Here is a 16,981-nt window from a genome sequence, read left to right as displayed (position 1 = left end):
CTTGTGACCAAAACAGCGAGCCGGAGCGCGAAACTCCGCAGTGCCAGCTTGCCAATCTGTTAAGCGACTGGAGGATTACACATGGCCCAACCTATGAACTACAGAAGACTTAGCAAGCACTTCGTAATTGGTGCGATATTTGGCGCTTGGGCTGTTTCTCCTCAAGCGATTACTGATGCGTTAATAGATGTAGTCGCTCCTTCGGCAGCATACGCGCAGGAAACGGAGGAAGTTTCTCCGACAATGGTGCGTGATCGTCCACGCGATGTGTACTACCCCAATACTGAAGATCTCGCCGAAGACGAGATGCGGGTCATCGCGTGTGGAACTGGAATGCCTACAACGCGAGCTGCTCAGGCTGCTGCGTGTTTCCTTGTGGAACTGGGCAACGGAGACAAGTTCTTGTTCGACATTGGTTCGGGATCGGCCGAGCGAATTTCCTCCCTTCAAATCCCGTACAATTATTTGGACAAGGTCTTCATCGGCCATCTTCATACCGACCATTTCGGCGCATTGCATGACTTGTTTATCGGTGGCGCATTGATGGGGCGGAATATTCCGTTGCGGGTTTGGGGCCCAAGTGGACCATCAGAAGAACTTGGTACTGCATATGCACTAGATCATATGCAAAAAATGCTCACATGGGATCTGGCAGGTCGTGCAGGCGTCACTGATTTCCGCGGTTATTCAATGGAGGTTAATGAGTTCGATTACAGGTTAGAGAACGAGGTAATTTACGAAGAAAATGGCGTCCAAATTCGTACGTTTCCAGCCATCCATTCAATTGATGGTGCAATCAGCTACGCACTGGAATGGAATGGGTTAAAATTTGTTTTTAGCTCAGACACTTATCCGAACAAGTGGTTCAAGGAATACGCTAAGAACGCTGACCTCGCCATCCATGAATGCTTTGTAGCGGTTCCAGATCTTGTGGCAAAAATGGGATTTACGCCCGAATCCGCGCTACTGGTTGGAACTCAGGTACATACAGCGCCCGAAGCGTTCGGAAAAGTCATGAGCGATATTGAGCCAAGAATGGCGGTCGCCTATCATTTCTTTAATGACTTCGACACAACTAACAATGTTTTCGAACGCATACGCAGCACTTATGATGGTCCGCTAAGCCTGGCAGATGACTTCATGGTTTGGAATGTCACGAAAGACGCGATTACGGTTCGGATGGCGGCAACAGAAGAGCACACTTGGGCGCCGCCGCTCGCTGCACCAGCTGAGCCGCCGAACCCTGCTGACAAGACCTCATATGCTGAGAAGGTAGGACTTTCTCCGGAGGTGATGGAGTTTTCCGATTTCACAAAGGGTGGCTTTGACGATGTCGATGACGTCTTGAGACCCATCTACGAAGAAGCTTCGGAAGCTTTGGGGCAGGAGTTCCCGTATCCGGGTGACAACTAATATCAAATTTGACCGGCGCGACTTCAACATGCGCCGGTTCTTTCAATTCTGATCGGAACTCTCTATGCGATATACCTCATTGATTTCTCGCTATTTGGTCTGTGTTGGTTGGTTGCTTGTCGCGATATCTCATGCCGCCAACGCCCAGTCTCTTGCACGTTCTGAAGATGATGAAGGTGGTTGGCGGCACTCGATCACCCCTTATCTGTTCCTTCCGCTCAGCACTACGGGCACATCAACTATAGATGGAACAAGCGTCGATCTGGACCTGAGTCTGAGCGAAGTACTGGACGTGCTACAGGGCGCAGCTTCGGTACGTTACGAAGGCTGGAACGGCGACTTCGGGATCATCTCGGAAGTGTACTATGTAAGGCTTGGCGAAGACGGAACCCTGCCAGGCGGACGAGTAGACGTCGATGTTGATGTCCGGCAGACCTTTGTAAATGTTCAGGGAGCCTACCGATTTGCGAACGGGGTCAATGCTTCGGGTCGACGCTATGCAGCAGACGCTGCAATTGGCGTACAGTGGAACCGCCTTAAACAAGAGATCGACCTTTCGGGCCCCGGCCCAGGTATGACGCTGGGCGGAACAGAGGATTGGTTCGAGCCGATGATCGCGCTCCGCTATGCGATGGAAATCAACGACAAATGGAGCTTCGCCAGCCGTGCCGAACTGAGTGGGTTCGGCGTGAATGGCGATGACCTGCAATACCTGCTTCTGGCTGGCCTTGACTGGAAAGGCTGGGAGAACACGTCCCTGCGGTTTGGCTATCAGTTCTATGGAATTGATTACTCCACTGACCGCTCGAGCGGGGAGTTTGCCTATGATGTTGACCAGAATGGTATCTATGCTGCCGTCGCGTTTCATTTCTAAGGTCGGCGATTGCAGCAAGACATGGGTTTGGGTGGGCGCGGCGCTCGCAAGTTGGGCGATTGGCGCTAACCAATCGATTGCTGACCTCGTGTCCCCCTACGGAGGAGAAACCGCCCCAAACTTTGTTGAGCTTTCGGTACAGCCTGATCATGTGCGGGTTCTCCTTGAGGTCGATTTGAACGACTATCCCATTTTCGTCATTCCAGATGATGGTTCAGGTACGTCGCTGGCTGAGCGTACGGGTCAAAACCTTCAAGTCTGGGCAGATGAAGAGGAACTGACCAGCACAACGAATACGATTGATGTGCGCCCTAGAATTACCCGGCAAACAGCAGCGAGCGCTCAGTATCGACCGCGACCACGCAGCGAAAATGTCGTTTACGTGGATATGGAGTTTCCGTTCAATGGCAAGCCTGAACGGATCACGTTCATTCCCCCGCTAAATTCAGACGGGATTCCCTTGGCTTCACTTGGCGTTGTGGCCGAGCACATGGGTGTTCCGGTGACAGACTATCGTTACCTTTCTCAGGCTGAGACCATGCGTCCAGATTGGAACGATCCGTGGTTTACAAAATTTGAAAACCCAAATCTCACCCGCCACCACAAGTCCCCTATGATGTCGTTCCTGGCCATGGAGCCGCGTGTCGTCCGGCACGAGATCATATTGCGTTTGAAAGATTTCGAAACTTGGGCCGATCTGGGCTTGGGAGGCGCAGAGCGATTAACTCCAGATGATGTCGCCAGGATCAAGTCTGGCGTATCGGACTTTCTTGCGACTAGAAACCCGCTCGCCGTAGACGGCAAGCCGATGAAACCGGAAACGATACAGGTCTCACGTATCGAAGTTGGGGCCGAAGGCTTGCGTGTTCTTCCGGATGAGGCGGAGGCAAACCGAAAGACGCTGTTACTGGGCGTTGTCCTTTCTTATCCGGTTGAGACCTTGCCGAACCGAGTTGATCTGGCATGGGAACTTTTTCCAGATGGTCTGGATATTATTCCGATCACCATCTCCGATCCGGCAGGGGCAGTCCCATCGCAGATTTATGAATCCGATCCAGTTGTAAGTTGGAACAATCACTTGAAAACTTGGACAAACCCAAAGACGAGCCCGGTTGTCGTCAAAGTCGCGGGTGTAACACAGGTGCCCTCGTTTGCGTTCGGCTTAGGTTTCCTGTGTTTGATATGCGCCTATTACTCGTTGCAGCGTGCAAATAGTCAGCGTCTGATCTTGCTTGGCCTGACCGGGGCATTCGGTGCCGCTGCGATTGTCACGTATTGGCTGAACAACCCGTCGACAGCGCCCGAGCCGGATGACATCGCGACGCGTCAAATCATAGAAGGGCTAGTGACCAACATCGGAACTACGATGCTTGAGACGCGAGATGATAATGCCTTAGGTGCGATGGAGCCATATGTCGAAGCAATTAATCGCGACAAGGTTCAAGCAGAAATGCGTCGTGGCTTGTCAGTTACCTTGCCCTCTGGTGCCATGGCTCGCGTCGAAGCGATTTCAGACCTGAATGTCGAGAGCTTCACGCCCGGCGAAGACAGAAATCAGCATCAGGCCCTCGCCAATTGGACTGCCCGTGTAAGCGGAGGTCATTGGGGGCATCTACATAGGCAAGCAGTTTCTTATCGTGGCTTGCTAGATGTTTCGCGGCATGGCGACCATTGGATGCTCGATGACCTGACGATTATCAGCGCCAAAACAGGAGGGTAATTCAGTGGCTATCGTGAGGTTGTTTTATACAACGTTCCTGTTTGCCATGATCTTTTTGTGTTCAGGCAGAGCGGAGGCGCATTTCAATCTAAACCAGAATGTCCGTATCCATCATGTTGCCCATTCGGAAGATGGCCTAGATGTCTATTTGCGCCTCCCGATGCCTTACTTGGTTGCAGAACTCGTCGGTCCCGAAGGTACGGACGGTTTGCCTGCACCGGCTCCGTACACATACAATGTGATCGAAGATGGCGTGCTCATGCACTACTTGGATCAGGCCGCATTTCACAAAGACCCAACCGGCTTGGCTCGTATTGCTGAAAACAGCTTTGAGCTATCTATCGACGGTGACCGACAAACATCAAAGATCGTCTCGATAAGACTACATCCGTTGGGGCAAGAGCCAGGGTTTGCTACGCTCAATGAAGCACGCTCGGCACTTGCGCCAAGAGTTGTTTTTCCAACAACCGAGGAGATTTATGTTGGCGAGGTGATGGTTGACGTGCATCTGCGCTTTGTGACGGGAGAGGTTGGAGCATACAGTTTATCCTATACTTCTGATCCGGGACTTCCTGAACAAGAAGAAACGGCGAACCTGATCCTCGACTATAACGGGCAGGATGTTCGGACATTTCGTGCACGGGGCTTGATGCATACCCCGGTCGAAGTTTCCGGATCAGCAACCGCAGCCGCTTCGACCTTCTTTGTCGAAGGTATTCGGCATATTTTGGAAGGTCCCGATCACGTTCTGTTTGTGCTTTGCATGATCATCGGCGCATTGAACTTACACAGCCTATTAGCCCGCGTCACAGGGTTTACATTGGGCCACACGATAACACTGATTTTAGGTTTTTTTGGCTTCGCGCCGAGCGGAGCGTGGTTCATCCCAACTGTCGAACTGGCAATAGCAATTTCAATAATCTACGCAGCTGCGATAGCGGTTTGGCCACCAGAGAAAGGACATGGCGACCTGAAGGCTTTTGCCATCACGTCCGGGATTGGGTTGCTGCACGGGTTTGGTTTCTCCTTCATGTTGCATCAAATTCTACGAGTTGATGCACCAAACGTTTGGCACAGCTTGCTGGCCTTCAATGTTGGAGTAGAGGCTGGACAAGTCATAATCGTTCTATTGGTCTGGCCCCTGGTGTTGTTGCTGCGTAAACAACCAGGCCGTATCTGGTTCAACTCTCGCGCTGCCGTTGCCGCGTGCGCAAGTCTGGTCGCGATGGTTTGGGTAGTTGAACGGGCGGAGTTCTTTCTCTGATACCTGTTCTGTGAAATTTGTACTGGTTTGCGCAATAAGCCGACCTTTACTAAGATTCGTTGAACTTCAGCTTTGTCCGCTGCCCTGCCATCTGTGAAGCGCCTGGGAACGTCCGGAATACGCGGATTACGACGTGCTGCGCATGCAAAAGGCGAAAGCTTGGTCGACGGCAGCAATGGGCTCTTACCGGACCTTCACCAGTTCTTGGGGCCTGGCTCGCAATGTGTCGAGAACGCTATTCATTCACTATTCCTCAGGAATAATAGGAAACCCAATTCTGTTGTTGATGACACCTGCGAAGGCGAAAAGGATATCTACGAGAGCTTTATTGACACGCATTTCCTGCAACTGTCTAGCTATAGCGTGAGCCGCCGATGCAGTTGCTTGAACACTGGCCAAGTGGTGTTCGGCGTGTTGATGTGTCCACATATTGGCATCAACGTATTTCTTGCCGAGTGCCAATGCCGCATCGATCTGATCCGCAACATCAGCCTCAGGCACCCCGAAAGTACTATCCAATAGGTTCGCGAATCCCTTCCCAAGATCTTCTTTTTCTTCATCATCAAAAAACGACATACTGTCTCTCCCAAATCACTTAAAATTTGCAACCTTGCTTAGATTACTCAATGCACTTTCTATGTTAATCCACTTTTGCGTCAGCGCGTCAGGCGGCAAACAATAAGAAGTAGCGCCGCTTTTAAGTTTGGCGGGATTTTTGTCGATGTACTTCAGCTCGTCTTGGACTGTTGATAGACCTGTCTTCAATAGAGCGTAATTAGTCTTAATTTTGCTCAACTTTTGTATTGTCGCCAACCTTGCATCGATAACCTTTAGATCGCCATTGATTTCCTTCCAGTAGGTTTGACCCTCCTTGGAGCTATAGCGGCATTTTTGGGACCCGTAGTTTTTAATCAATCCTTGGAAATAGGTGTCAGTTCGCTTGGCCATGCTTGTTAGAATTGACGAGGTAGTCGGATCAATTGGTTTTGGCGCACATGAAGCAAGCAAAAAGGCAATGGTGACGATAAGTGCTAGCAACACTCGAGAAGCATTAAAAACTATCATAGCAATAATCTCATTCTAAATTTTCAACTATTAGTATCACATTAACTGCAAAAGTTCCACAATCTTGCAGCATCAGCGTGGATTAGAATTGTTCCATAATATTCGCTGCGAAAGGATTACTCTATAAATTCAAATGTTTACTTTGCATTTGGCTAGATTCAAGGAGCAAGGTTGGCTTCTATTGGCAACGACCTCGTCTCGATGCACTTGATAAGCAGGTTGTTTAGTAGATTTGCGGACTCGATTGCCGCCAAAGAGAGGTCGCCCTTCAGCTTCCCCCCATGAACGGCCTTAGAACGAACATTATACAGTCTTTTTACCATCTCAAAGACATCTTGCCTTTCAGCTTTACTGTCGGGAAAGAGGAATCGCGCCATGTACAGGCTGATCTTGAATCGAATTTCTGAACTGGCACCGAAAATTCCTTCAATTCCCGCCCAAATCATGGCCATTTTTATTCTTGGGTTGGGATGCCAATGGTGCGTGGAGAGGCATTGCACGGCTGTTTGAAAGCTTTCTGCTTCCAGCAGCGCACGCGCGCCTGCGTAGTGTTTTGATAGCCAGTCACCATCGCCGTTCGTTAGGATGTAAGGTGGAGCGTCATTAAAACCGCTCATATGTCGGTGTATCGCACGAAGAGTGCTATTCGCAGAGATGTCACAGGCGGCGCTGCTGGATTGGAGGTTGAAGCCTATCTCCGTCTGGAAAATGGCGGATAGCAAAAGCGCATCCCAGGAAGAGTTCCACGCAATGATGGAAGTTTCTCGCGGGGAATCGGCGCTAATTCTAAACTGAGATCTAACTCGTGGAATAAATGCCGCTACAACTGCTATGTCATCCGGCTGCGAGCAGGCTGAAAGGGCACTGTTAAAATCTAGATGGGAGGTATCCGCTGGTTGAAACAAGATGCCATCTGCGAGATGAATATCAGTGTGAACGCTTATCCCGTTCAACAGTATAAACGTTTCATTTTTCTCAGCGAAAACTTCCATGATCCAAAAATCTCGAATCCGATTTTGCTAGACACTAATTGATTGGTTGAGGTTGGAACAGGAAAACGTTTGTCTCACCAAACAGTTTTTTAGGTCCGCTTTTGGGCAAAAGCTGCAGTTCGTGAATGCCGGTTCCGCAACCGCAGCGAACGGCAGCTTGGTGGCCTTACTTATTGCAGTTCGACAGAATGGCACAACTGCAATTGGCGGCAGGCTTTCTTCCTCACCGTTTTCCATTTTTGAGCCAGCGGGATTTGGACAAGCCAAACGCCTTTCACCGACAGGGTAAGGGCGCGGCCCTCCCCCTCCCGCGTTCGCCTCGTCGCAGATCCCCAGGAACAGGCGGCTTCGCCGTCTGGTCTGCAAATCAGCCCTGATTTCCGAAAGGGCAGTCGGATCAAACCAAACTGACTGCGAGAGTATGAAATGCGGGCGGCGTGTTGGTTGATGACGCAAAGGTCAAAATCAACTGTTGTCCAACGTTGGGGGTGCCTTCCGATGTCGAACGTTCATCCCGATTCTGGTCCAACTGTGACGGTTGGGTCAGGTTCGTGTGACGTTCAACAGGAAACCAGTGGCGGACCGAGGAGGATTCGAACCCCCGACCCCTTGATTCGTAGTCAAGTACTCTATCCAGCTGAGCTATCGGTCCGCGTTGGTGAGGCGGTGTTTAGACCTGCTGCCCGAGACGTGCAAGCCGATTCTTCAAAAAAAAATCAAAAAGTCATATCCCCGCGCGGAAGGCTGATTTCAAAGACTGTTCCCTCGGGTCCGGTCTCTTTCAAAACCAGGTCCCCGCCATGGCCGCGCACCAGCTCCTGCGAGATTGCCAGCCCCAGACCCGAGCCACCCTTTCGGACCCCACCCTGAAAAGGTGTAAACAGGTTTTCGCGCGCCTTGGGGGGAAGACCCGGCCCCGTGTCGCGGATTTCGATGCACCAAGCATCGTCGTATTCACACCCCGCAATCGTAATCCGGCCAGGTTTTCCCGAGGCAACCAGAGCCTGTCTTGCGTTGCGCACGAGGTTCATGATGACGCGGTACAATTGTTCGGGGTCGGCGCGGGCCACAAGCGCGTCCGGCACTTCGTTCACGATTTCGACGCAGGCATCCGCGACGGCGAGTTGTTCGCTGGCCGCGACATCCGCCGCGATTGCGCGGATCGGAACCATAGTCAGAGTGGGCGCGGGTTCTTCCGCGCGGCCAAAGGCCAATGTGCTTTCACAAAGGGACACGGCCCGGGTGATGGAATTCACCAGTTTCGGCGCCATCCGCCGCACCAGCGGATCATCGCTGGCCTCGATCCGGTCGGTAAACAGCTGCGCCGACGTCAGGATATTGCGCAAGTCATGGCTGACTTTGGCGACGGCCCCCCCAAGCTGCGCCAGCCTTTCCCGCTGTTTGAGCGCCTGGGTCAGGTCCGTTTGCAGCATCTTCAGTGCCTCCTCGGCCTCTCGCAACTCCGTCACCTTCGAGTTCGGCGAGATTATGCCACGCGCGTCCTCTGGCGCACTGGCATAGCGTTGCATGTAGCCGACGACGCTTTTGATGGGCCGCACAAGTACGACTCGCACGGCGAGAAACAGAAAAAACGCTGTGATGATGGAGATCACAAAGGACAAACCGAGAATACGCAACCCGTAGTCAATCATCGCCGTTCGCAACGGCATGCTATCCATGGTGACTTCGATCAGAAGGCCCGCCCCCTTGACCGGTTCTCCGATGACCCGGATGACTTCGTTTTCGGGTTTGAGAAAGCGGCTAATCGCATCCCGGATCAGAATCCAGGGGCTTGCATCCCGCAAATCGAACGTGTCGGCGATTGGATCGGGAATCGGCGACGACAGCATCAGTTGCCGAACCTCATCCCGTCGCAACACGACATTGTAGACGCCTGCGTTTTCCAGCAGTTCTGCCTCAAGATCTTCGGCCAGCATGTCGTCCGCCAGCAAAGCCAGCGAGGCGATCTGCGCGCGTTCGAGCCTGTTCAGCAGAAAGTCCTCGCGGAACCGGGCGATCGACGGGACAAAGATCAGAACCTCGGCCAACATGACGAAGACCGTCGTCAGGATCAGAAATCGGCCCGAAAGCGAGTTCAATTTGCGCCCCTCCTCAGGTCAGGGAATCCAGCGCTGGACGAACCGGACCACTCGTTTAACTGTCTGATTCTCAAACAGCCTTGGCGAGAAATAAGCACCCGCCACACGTTTGTTAAGCTCTCCGATCGTCGGATAGGGTGAAACCATGGCGGCGATCTGCCCCATCTTCAGGTTATTGGCCAAAGCCAACGACCACAAGTTGATCAACTCACCCGCCTGATGCCCGACGATTGTGGCGCCGACGGGTCGGCCTTTCACGACCATGACCTTGACGAAGCCTTTGGTTTTGCGCTCGGCAGTCGCACGGTCATTGTGGATATAGTCAAAGCGGGCGATTTCGAGCTTTTCTCCATGCGCCTCGCGGGCCTGAGCTTCGGTCAGTCCGACCTGGGCCAGCTCTGGATCCGTATAGGTGGCCCAAGGGATATGTGCCGTTTTCGCCCTGGACGGCAGACCGAACAGGGCCGAACGAATGATGACACCTGCATGATACCCTGCAACATGGGTGAATTGCAGGCCACCCGTTACATCTCCGATCGAATAGACGCGGCGATTGGCCGTGCGCAACGCGTCATCCGTTCTGATGCCGGTTTTTGTGCGTTCAATTCCGGCTGCTTCCAGGTTCAGACGCTCGATATTGGCTTTGCGACCGGCAGCGATCAAAAGATGAGAGCCCCGGTGAATTTCACCGTTTTCGGCAACGACCTCCACAGCGCCCTCTGTTCCGCGCACCTGAGCGATCATGGCGTTTTCCCGGATGTCCACGCCTTCACTGCGCAGGGTATCCAGCACCACGGAGGCAGCCTCGGGATCGTCTTTGCCCAAGGCTTTGAACCCTTCGACGACCGTCACCTTGCTGCCGAGGCGTATATGGGCCTGCGCCATCTCCATCCCGATCGGGCCGCCCCCGATGATCAGCAGGTGATCTGGCCGCTCTCTCAAGTCAAAGATGGTTTCGTTCGTATAATAGGGCACCGTGTCCAACCCCGGAATCGGCGGCACCAGCGGTGATGAACCGGTCGCGATGACGATGCGACGTGCACAGATGACATGATCCCCGGCCTGCACCTTTTCAGGGGATATGAACGTGCCATATTCGCGAATGACCGTCACGCCGAAGCCTTCGAACCGCTGCTGGCTGTCCATCGGTTCGATCTGCGCGATCACATCATGAACATGATCCTTTACTGCGGCGTAGTCGACCTGAGGGATTGTATCAGCGATGCCAAAACGAACGGAATGCGCCTGAGCATGAGCCGCTTTGCCGCTTGCGATCAGCGCCTTCGACGGGACACAGCCGAAATTCAGGCAATCCCCACCCATCTTGTGCCCTTCCAGCAGGACAACATCCGCGCCCATCTGGCTGGCACCCGCGGCGACGGACAATCCTCCGGACCCGGCGCCAATGACCAGGAGGTCGGTTTTCAACTCTTTCATGGTTCAGGTGCCTCTTTTCGCGCGCAGTGCTTTGAAAACGATGGGCAAGGCGGCCAATATACACAACCCGATAATCGGCCCGATCACGAACGGTTCCCACAGCAACGAAACATCAGGCGTTTCCCCACGGTCGAATACACCGCCCAGACCGACCCCGATCCAAGTGTACACGATACCTCCGGGAATGATGCCCAGCGCGGTCGTCAAAAGAAAATTGCGGAACTTCACACCGACCAAAGCCGGCACGAGATTGGCAACAAAGAACGGCACCACCGGCACCAGACGCAGCAGAAACAACACCGAGATTTCGTTTTCCCGCAGACCGTCCTTCAGTTTTCTGACCGTGCCTTCTGATGATTCCAGGCGCGACGTCAGGGCTTCGCCCAAGCCCCAGCGCGCCGCCAGAAAGATCGCCGACGCACCGATGGTGGCGGACACGACATTGAAAACAGTTCCCGCAAAAAGACCGAAAAGAAAACCGCCCGTCATCGAAGCCACCGCGGCACCGGGCAGTGAAAAGGCCACTATGACGATGTATATGGCGACAAAAGCGGCTGCCATGATCCAATAGTGACCGTCCCGCCACGCCAGAAGCGCCTCGCGATTGTCCCGCAAGGTCTCGAAAGTCAGGTAATCCCCAAGCGTGAAAAAGCCGACAACGGCTACGCTCAGGATTACAAGCAGCGGAATGTGGCGTGCGAAACCGTTGCGCGGCGCCTGGCTTGTGTCGGACATCAGATTTTCCGGTTCTTTGTGCTTCATCTTGTGCCCAAGATGCGCTGACTGACGGGCCAGCAATAGGGGGATCACGGGGCCTTGATCTTTGTGGCACCGAATGTGAGGAATTTCGGCGATAAACGGGTATTTTGAAACCTTTTGCCGTTGCCGGTTACAGAATTGTTGCAAAAGCTGCGAAAACCTGGCCGTTGGGGTTTGACTTACCCCCCGCTTGGCAGTAGAGGACGGGCTTCGAACACCACGGGCAGGCGAATCCGCGCCGCACCCGACCGCATAGATTGGAGACGGAGCGATGAAACGCACCTATCAGCCTTCGAACCTGGTTCGCAAACGCCGCCACGGTTTCCGCGCGCGCATGGCCACTAAGGCCGGCCGCAAGATCCTGAATGCACGCCGCGCACGCGGCCGCAAATCGCTGAGCGCGTAAACCGCTCACCGATCAGGTTATGAACATGACGCCGCCGGAGGCCCCTGAGGTTGGTAGGAACCACCCCGGGAACAAGCCCCCGGCGGCGTCCGTTTGTGCATCTGCACCCCTGACCGTTCTCAAGAAACGGTCCGACTTTCTGAAAGCGGCGCGTGCCCGCCGACAAGGCACGTCTTCGATGATGGTGCAGGCCCGCAAGCGTGGCCTCGGCGAGGGCATCGGGATTCGCGTGGGGTTCACCTGCTCGAAAAAAGTGGGCAATGCCGTGGCCCGCAACCGCGCCAAGCGCCGTCTGCGCGAAGCCGCGCGGGCCGTGTTGCCCGAAGCCGGCCGCGACGGGTGGGATTACGTTCTGATCGGCCGTGCCGAAGTTACCGCCAACCGCCCCTATGACGCATTGTTGGACGACCTGCGCTATGCGCTCCGCAAGGTGCATGCGGCTGAAAAATGACCTTCCTGTCCCATATCGTCGCCCTGCCTGTTCGGGCGTATCGGCTGATCTTCAGCCCATGGGTCGGTTTCAACTGTCGCTACCAACCCACCTGTTCCGCCTATGCGCTTGAGGCGCTGGAGAAACACGGGGCGGTCAAAGGATCCTACTTGGCCGCTCACCGGATCTGCCGTTGCCACCCTTGGGGCGGCGACGGATATGATCCGGTACCTGACGACAAGCATAACGACCCTTCGTCCTGACCCCTCGTCAGACTTGACCGGCAAGTGCCGCGCCTGAACAGTTGGACCTGCACAACCCGAGGTCCCTATGAAATCCCCAGCGCGCGACACCCTGCCAACCCACGATGTCCTGAACCAACCGCCCACGCGCGGCGGCACCGATCTTTGGCTGTCCGATCCGGTCCTGCAAGACGCAGCAAAGACAGCGGGCGCGCGCGCTTTGGAGCTGGCGGCATATGGCAAAACACTCGGAACCGAAGAAACGCGGGAACTGGGTCGGGAAGCCAACCGGCATCCGCCAGAGCTGCGGCTGTTCGATCCCGGCGGCAGGCGCCTGGACGAGGTGCGGTTTCACCCGGCCTATCATCAGATGATGCAGATCAGCCAATCGGCGGGCTATGCCGCACTGGCCTGGGATGGACAACCCGGAGGGCATGCGACCCATGCGGCGATGGTCTATTTGGCCGGACAGGTCGAACCCGGGCATTGCTGCCCGATGACCATGACCTATGCAGCAATCCCTGCACTGGCCGCCAATGAACACATTGCCTCGCTCTGGCAGCCAAAACTCATGGCCCGCCACTATGATCCTTCGAAGGAACCGATCGGTCAAAAGACCAGCGCGACGCTGGGGATGGCGATGACCGAAAAACAGGGCGGTTCGGACATACGCGCCAATACGACCATTGCGGCACGCGACGGGGATCATTGGCGCTTGCGAGGGCACAAGTGGTTCTGTTCCGCGCCAATGTCGGATGGGTTCCTGACACTGGCGCAGGCGCCCGGCGGGTTGACCTGTTTTCTGGTGCCCCGCTGGCTCGAAGGCGAACGCAATGCGATCCACCTGATGCGCCTGAAAGACAAGCTGGGCAACAAATCCAACGCATCCTCGGAAATTGAGTATCATGACGCGCTGGCCTATCAGTTGGGCGAAGAAGGCGCGGGCGTGCGCACCATACTGGAAATGGTGCACCACACGCGGCTTGATACAGCCATGGCACCGGCCGGGCTGATGCGTGCCGCGCTCAGCGCAGCGCATCATTGGGTGGAACACCGCAGCGCGTTTCAGCGCCGATTGATTGATCAACCGCTGATGCGAGCGGTCCTGTCCGACCTTGTTCTGGACTGGGAAGGCGCAGTGACCCTGGGAATGCGTGTGGCACAAGCATTTGACGGTCAGACACCCGAAGACAAGGCCTTTGCCCGGATCGGCGTCGCATTGGCCAAGTTCCTGAACAACAAGCGTTGCCCGGTCGTCGTCGTCGAAGCGATGGAAGTGCTGGGCGGCATGGGGTACGTCGAAGACACGCCCTTGCCCCTGATCTATCGTGAAGCGCCCCTGAACAGCATCTGGGAGGGGTCAGGCAATGTGATCTGCCTCGATATCCTGCGCACCCTGACGCGTGAGCCGCTGGCCGCCGAGGTTCTGGGGGCCGAGTTGGATGCGGTACGAGGCACGGACAGAAGGTATGACGCAGCTTTGACCGCGCATCGCAACCGCTGGCCCGGTCTTCCGCCCGAGGCCGAAGCGCGCTGGTACGCTGAACGTACGGCACTGCTGCTGACGGCCTCGCAATTGCTGCGTCACGCGCCGGGCGCTGTGGCTGACGGCTTTGTTGCCACACGTCTTTCCGGCGATGGCGGCCGCATTCCCGGAGCAGTAGCCGGGTTGGATACCGGCGCCCTGCTGGCGCGGCTTGGCTGACCCGCCACTTGCCCGGTTGCGCCATCTGCTGTAGGGGCAGCGCATGTTTGATGATGCAGACGATATCCACCCGCTCTTTGCCGGCGCGCCCTCGACCACCGAGTTCAAGAAACTGCGCAAACGCATCGTGCGCCAGACCCGCGAAGCGATCGAGCAATACGGGATGGTGGACCCGTCCGCCCATGACAAGGACGGCACACCGCCGCGTTGGCTTGTCTGCCTGTCGGGCGGCAAGGACAGTTATACGCTGCTGGCTGTCCTCTACGAACTCAAATGGCGCGGATTGTTGCCCGTCGATCTTCTGGCTTGCAATCTGGATCAGGGACAACCCGGATTTCCGGCAACGGTCCTGCCCGAGTTTCTGGACCGCATGGGTGTGCCACACAGGATCGAGTATCAGGACACATACTCTGTTGTGATGGACAAGGTCCCGCAGGGCCGAACATATTGCGCCCTGTGCTCGCGACTGCGCCGCGGCAACCTGTATCGCATTGCCCGGGAAGAAGGCTGTTCCGCCGTCGTGCTGGGACACCACCGCGACGATATTCTCGAGACGTTTTTCATGAACCTCTTCCACGGAGGCCGACTGGCCACCATGCCACCGAAACTGGTGAATGAAGAGGGAGATCTTTTTGTCTTTCGCCCGCTTGCCCACGTCGCCGAAGCCGATTGCGAGAAATTTGCCAAGGCCATGCAGTATCCGATCATCCCCTGCGATTTGTGCGGCAGTCAGGACGGGTTGCAACGGCAGCAGGTCAAACAGATTCTCGACCAGTGGGAAAAGAACAGCCCAGGTCGGCGTCAGGTTATGTTCCGCGCGTTAACAAATGCGCGCCCGTCGCATCTTTTGGACGCGAAACTCTTTGATTTTGTTAATCTTTCCGTAAACTCTAGCGAAAGATCAGAAAATTTGGAAGAAATACCGCTGCTGCGTTAACGACTGACTCAGACTGGTTTCCTAGGCTCGGCATACCATTCATGCCCAAGGTCAGGACCCGATGCGGAATCATCCTTTCGTCGACCGTATTATTGAAGCTTTTGGAAACGTGGCATACGGCCCAGCCGTTCTTGCCTTTGTTCCGGCAACAAGCCTGGGGGCGTTCTGGCTTGGCGGTGAACGCGCTTTGATCGCGGTCGCGCTGGGCTTGCCCCTGATGATTGCCGGCATAGGGGCAATGGCCCCCAACCCGGCAGACAGGAAACGGCAACAGGGTGGCCTGCTGCCGAATGACCAGTTCGAAACCGTTCTGGCTGAGGTGCTCTGGGATAGTCGCCGCAAAGGTGAAACGTCGGCCTGTTTCGCTGTGATCCTGGACGACTATATGCAAATGCTCGATCTGCATGGCCAAGCAGCAGCGAACCATGTGGCGCAGCAATTCTGTTTGCGCATCATGTCCATGATCCGCTCCAGTGACACCGCAACCCGGATCGATGGAAACAAGATGATGGTTGTTCTGCACCCGACGCAACAGCTTGATCTGGAAACCTGCATTCAGATGTCGGGACGAATACAATCCGCGGTCGAAGACCCCATCATGCTGAACGGAACCGGAGTTTACATGTCCTGCTCCATCGGTTTCTGCCTCAGCAGCAATGTCCCCGACGGCACCGCGAAAGACTGGTGCAACGCTGCTAACAACGCGCTGCAAGAAGCACAGCAAAACGGGCCGTCAACGATTCGTGCCTTTTCGTCCGAAACACGTCGCCGAGCTCAGGTCAGAACCAATCTGCGCAAGGAATTTGATGCGGCGCTGGAAAGCGGTGAAATTAGACCATGGTTTCAACCGCAGATCTCGACGGATACCGGGCGTGTGTCCGGGTTCGAGGCTCTGGCCCGCTGGGAACACCCGGCAAAGGGAGTGCTGGGCCCCAATATCTTTCTGCCCTTTGCCGAACAGGCAGAGTTGATGGGCAAACTGGGACAGGCGATGCGGCATCACGCCTTTTGCGCAATGCGCGAATGGGATCGCGCCGGTCTGACCGTACCACGCATCGGCATCAACTTCTCGTCGGACGAATTGCGCGACCCGGGGCTGATCGACCGCCTGAAATGGGAATTGGATCAATGCGATCTGACCCCGGACAGATTGGCGGTCGAAGTATTGGAGACCGTGTTTTCCAGAGGACCGGATGACGTAATCACCCGCAATGTCACGGGCTTGGCCGCGATGGGGTGCTGTATCGATCTGGACGATTTCGGCACAGGGCATGCCTCGATCGCTTCAATCAAGCGGTTCAACGTGTCCCGGATCAAAATCGACCGTTCTTTCGTGACAAAGGCGGACCAGGACCCAAGCCAGCAGCAGTTGGCCAGCGCAATTCTGACCATGGCAGAACGGCTGAATCTGGAAACCCTTGCTGAAGGCGTCGAGACGCCCGGAGAACACGCCTTGATGGCGCAATTGGGATGTGACCATGTTCAGGGGTTTGGCATCGGCAAGCCCATGCCTTTCGAAAAAACCGAGGACTGGATCACGTCTCATCGCGACAAGATCGACGGAATGCCCAAAATCGGGCGGCAAACGGGCTGAAGAACCGGAAACTGCGCCACAGAAGACCAATCCGTGACGAAATA

At 55.2% G+C, this 16,981-nt stretch carries 16 protein-coding genes and 1 tRNA gene; 10 read left to right on the top strand and 7 right to left on the bottom strand.

Annotation, left to right across the window (positions count from 1 at the left end; genetic code table 11):
* Positions 1–81 precede the first annotated feature (81 nt).
* The 4 genes from gntH to ACR0FB_RS15175 all read left to right on the top strand — a co-directional run bounded on the left by gntH (position 82) and on the right by ACR0FB_RS15175 (position 5,271).
* Positions 82–1,413: a guanitoxin biosynthesis MBL fold metallo-hydrolase GntH gene (gene gntH, locus ACR0FB_RS15190; RefSeq protein ID WP_170771292.1), complete on the top strand. Its 1,332-nt coding sequence runs from the start codon at positions 82–84 to the stop codon at positions 1,411–1,413.
* A gap of 64 nt (positions 1,414–1,477) precedes the next feature.
* Positions 1,478–2,287 (top strand): hypothetical protein, encoded by an 810-nt coding sequence (locus ACR0FB_RS15185; RefSeq protein ID WP_480621680.1) that lies wholly within the window; start codon positions 1,478–1,480, stop codon positions 2,285–2,287.
* Positions 2,238–4,007, top strand: coding sequence for a hypothetical protein (locus tag ACR0FB_RS15180; RefSeq protein ID WP_480621681.1), 1,770 nt, complete (start codon positions 2,238–2,240; stop codon positions 4,005–4,007). Before ACR0FB_RS15185 ends, ACR0FB_RS15180 begins: the two co-directional genes overlap by 50 nt.
* Positions 4,008–4,011: 4 nt before the next feature.
* Positions 4,012–5,271, top strand: coding sequence for a HupE/UreJ family protein (locus tag ACR0FB_RS15175; protein WP_480621682.1), 1,260 nt, complete (start codon positions 4,012–4,014; stop codon positions 5,269–5,271).
* A 246-nt stretch (positions 5,272–5,517) separates the two neighbouring features.
* Here ACR0FB_RS15175 and ACR0FB_RS15170 read toward each other — a convergent pair whose 3' ends face one another.
* The 7 genes from ACR0FB_RS15170 to ACR0FB_RS15140 form a co-directional block, all read right to left on the bottom strand.
* Positions 5,518–5,847 (bottom strand): hypothetical protein, encoded by a 330-nt coding sequence (locus ACR0FB_RS15170; protein WP_480621683.1) that lies wholly within the window; start codon positions 5,845–5,847, stop codon positions 5,518–5,520.
* A 15-nt stretch (positions 5,848–5,862) separates the two neighbouring features.
* Positions 5,863–6,336 carry a hypothetical protein gene (locus tag ACR0FB_RS15165; protein ID WP_480621684.1) on the bottom strand — a complete coding sequence of 158 codons (474 nt, stop codon included), beginning with the start codon at positions 6,334–6,336 and terminating at the stop codon, positions 5,863–5,865.
* A gap of 158 nt (positions 6,337–6,494) precedes the next feature.
* Positions 6,495–7,328 carry a hypothetical protein gene (locus ACR0FB_RS15160; protein WP_480621685.1) on the bottom strand — a complete coding sequence of 278 codons (834 nt, stop codon included), beginning with the start codon at positions 7,326–7,328 and terminating at the stop codon, positions 6,495–6,497.
* A 575-nt stretch (positions 7,329–7,903) separates the two neighbouring features.
* A tRNA-Arg gene (locus ACR0FB_RS15155) sits at positions 7,904–7,980 on the bottom strand.
* Between the two features lie 64 nt (positions 7,981–8,044).
* Positions 8,045–9,427, bottom strand: coding sequence for a sensor histidine kinase (locus ACR0FB_RS15150; protein WP_245218112.1), 1,383 nt, complete (start codon positions 9,425–9,427; stop codon positions 8,045–8,047).
* Between the two features lie 18 nt (positions 9,428–9,445).
* The gene (locus ACR0FB_RS15145; protein ID WP_480621686.1) at positions 9,446–10,864 is read right to left on the bottom strand and encodes a dihydrolipoyl dehydrogenase family protein; all 1,419 of its coding nucleotides are present in this window, start codon (positions 10,862–10,864) and stop codon (positions 9,446–9,448) included.
* Positions 10,865–10,867: 3 nt separating this feature from the next.
* A complete protein-coding gene (locus ACR0FB_RS15140; RefSeq protein ID WP_152456930.1) occupies positions 10,868–11,599 on the bottom strand; it encodes a TVP38/TMEM64 family protein in 732 nt (243 codons plus the stop codon).
* Between the two features lie 295 nt (positions 11,600–11,894).
* Here ACR0FB_RS15140 and rpmH point away from each other — a divergent pair, with 295 nt between their 5' ends.
* The 6 genes from rpmH (at position 11,895) to ACR0FB_RS15110 (ending at position 16,937) form a co-directional block, all read left to right on the top strand.
* A complete protein-coding gene (gene rpmH / locus ACR0FB_RS15135) occupies positions 11,895–12,029 on the top strand; it encodes a 50S ribosomal protein L34 (protein ID WP_005980833.1) in 135 nt (44 codons plus the stop codon).
* A 25-nt stretch (positions 12,030–12,054) separates the two neighbouring features.
* A complete protein-coding gene (gene rnpA / locus ACR0FB_RS15130) occupies positions 12,055–12,480 on the top strand; it encodes a ribonuclease P protein component (RefSeq protein WP_171634743.1) in 426 nt (141 codons plus the stop codon).
* Positions 12,477–12,722 (top strand): membrane protein insertion efficiency factor YidD, encoded by a 246-nt coding sequence (gene yidD, locus ACR0FB_RS15125; RefSeq protein WP_152456928.1) that lies wholly within the window; start codon positions 12,477–12,479, stop codon positions 12,720–12,722. The genes rnpA and yidD overlap by 4 nt, the downstream gene beginning before the upstream one ends.
* A gap of 67 nt (positions 12,723–12,789) precedes the next feature.
* Positions 12,790–14,406 carry an acyl-CoA dehydrogenase family protein gene (locus tag ACR0FB_RS15120; protein ID WP_480621687.1) on the top strand — a complete coding sequence of 539 codons (1,617 nt, stop codon included), beginning with the start codon at positions 12,790–12,792 and terminating at the stop codon, positions 14,404–14,406.
* Between the two features lie 43 nt (positions 14,407–14,449).
* Positions 14,450–15,343 carry a tRNA 2-thiocytidine(32) synthetase TtcA gene (gene ttcA / locus ACR0FB_RS15115; RefSeq protein ID WP_480621688.1) on the top strand — a complete coding sequence of 298 codons (894 nt, stop codon included), beginning with the start codon at positions 14,450–14,452 and terminating at the stop codon, positions 15,341–15,343.
* A 61-nt stretch (positions 15,344–15,404) separates the two neighbouring features.
* A complete protein-coding gene (locus ACR0FB_RS15110) occupies positions 15,405–16,937 on the top strand; it encodes a putative bifunctional diguanylate cyclase/phosphodiesterase (RefSeq protein ID WP_480621689.1) in 1,533 nt (510 codons plus the stop codon).
* The last annotated feature ends 44 nt before the right edge of the window (positions 16,938–16,981 follow it).

Source organism: Ruegeria sp. P10, assembly GCF_056534925.1.
Note: the sequence above shows the minus strand (reverse complement) of the source record. Positions and strands in the feature narration are given on the sequence as shown.

Excerpts from the sequence above, each read along its gene's own strand:
- ACR0FB_RS15185 (WP_480621680.1), top strand. The coding sequence starts at position 1,478 with ATGCGATATACCTCATTGATTTCTCGCTATTTGGTCTGTGTTGGTTGG.
- ACR0FB_RS15165 (WP_480621684.1), bottom strand. The coding sequence starts at position 6,336 with ATGATAGTTTTTAATGCTTCTCGAGTGTTGCTAGCACTTATCGTCACC.
- ACR0FB_RS15110 (WP_480621689.1), top strand. The coding sequence starts at position 15,405 with ATGCGGAATCATCCTTTCGTCGACCGTATTATTGAAGCTTTTGGAAAC.
- ACR0FB_RS15140 (WP_152456930.1), bottom strand. The coding sequence starts at position 11,599 with ATGTCCGACACAAGCCAGGCGCCGCGCAACGGTTTCGCACGCCACATT.
- gntH (WP_170771292.1), top strand. The coding sequence starts at position 82 with ATGGCCCAACCTATGAACTACAGAAGACTTAGCAAGCACTTCGTAATT.
- rnpA (WP_171634743.1), top strand. The coding sequence starts at position 12,055 with ATGACGCCGCCGGAGGCCCCTGAGGTTGGTAGGAACCACCCCGGGAAC.
- yidD (WP_152456928.1), top strand. The coding sequence starts at position 12,477 with ATGACCTTCCTGTCCCATATCGTCGCCCTGCCTGTTCGGGCGTATCGG.
- ACR0FB_RS15170 (WP_480621683.1), bottom strand. The coding sequence starts at position 5,847 with ATGTCGTTTTTTGATGATGAAGAAAAAGAAGATCTTGGGAAGGGATTC.
- rpmH (WP_005980833.1), top strand. The coding sequence starts at position 11,895 with ATGAAACGCACCTATCAGCCTTCGAACCTGGTTCGCAAACGCCGCCAC.
- ACR0FB_RS15180 (WP_480621681.1), top strand. The coding sequence starts at position 2,238 with ATGATGTTGACCAGAATGGTATCTATGCTGCCGTCGCGTTTCATTTCT.
- ACR0FB_RS15120 (WP_480621687.1), top strand. The coding sequence starts at position 12,790 with ATGAAATCCCCAGCGCGCGACACCCTGCCAACCCACGATGTCCTGAAC.
- ACR0FB_RS15145 (WP_480621686.1), bottom strand. The coding sequence starts at position 10,864 with ATGAAAGAGTTGAAAACCGACCTCCTGGTCATTGGCGCCGGGTCCGGA.
- ACR0FB_RS15160 (WP_480621685.1), bottom strand. The coding sequence starts at position 7,328 with ATGGAAGTTTTCGCTGAGAAAAATGAAACGTTTATACTGTTGAACGGG.
- ttcA (WP_480621688.1), top strand. The coding sequence starts at position 14,450 with ATGTTTGATGATGCAGACGATATCCACCCGCTCTTTGCCGGCGCGCCC.